This is a genomic window from Dietzia sp. HMSC21D01, assembly GCF_001815995.1.
Lineage (GTDB): Bacteria > Actinomycetota > Actinomycetes > Mycobacteriales > Mycobacteriaceae > Dietzia > Dietzia cinnamea.
The window spans coordinates 1-752 of the sequence record NZ_KV823828.1 but is presented as its reverse complement, the minus strand read 5'-3'; the positions used below and the strand labels follow the sequence as shown (position 1 = coordinate 752).

1 protein-coding gene is annotated in these 752 nt (G+C 77.1%); it reads left to right on the top strand.

Annotated elements, in window-relative coordinates:
- A partial coding sequence (locus tag HMPREF3086_RS05015) for a TadA family conjugal transfer-associated ATPase (protein ID WP_168169059.1) occupies positions 1-663 on the top strand: 663 nt, incomplete at its 5' end.
- Positions 664-752 lie beyond the last annotated feature (89 nt).

The window sequence follows — 752 nt, the reverse complement described above, 5'->3', positions numbered from 1 at the left end:
CTCGTGGCCGCGGGCACCGTCCCCGACGACGCCGAGCCGCTGCTCCGCGCGCTCGTCGCGGCCCGGGTCGGCTACCTCGTCGTGGGCGGCACCGGTTCCGGCAAGACCACACTGCTCGCCGCGCTGCTGGGGCTGGTCCCGGACTCGGAGCGGCTGCTGTGTGTCGAGGACTCGCCCGAGCTGCGACCCGCGCACCCGCACGTCGTCAGGCTCGTGGTGCGGCACGGCAACGTCGAGGGCGCCGGCGAGGTGACGATGGCCGACCTCGTCCGGCAGGCGCTGCGCATGCGGCCCGACCGCATCGCCGTGGGCGAGGTCCGCGGCGGCGAGGTCGCCGACCTGCTCGCCGCCCTCAACACCGGCCACGACGGGAGCGCGGGCACGGTCCACGCCAACTCGCCGACCGAGCTGCCCGCGCGACTGGAGGCGCTCGGTGCCCTCGGCGGTCTGGATCGCGCCGCGCTGTCCGCCCAGGTTGCCGCGTCGCTGCGGGTCGTGGTGGGCATGCGCCGCCTGCCCGACGGGATGCGCGGCGTCGACTCGATCGGGGTGGTGCGCCGCGAGGCACAGGGGATCGTGGTGGACCCGGCCTGGCGTGCCGACGGGGGAGACGTGCCCGGTCGTGCGGCCCTCGACGCGATGCTCGCGGAGCGCGTCCGATGACGGCCGCGCTGGTGCTGGTGGCCGTCGCGCTGCTGGTGTGGCCGGGCGGGCGCGCGGCTGACCGGCTGGCGGCGCTCGAGTCCGGTGGG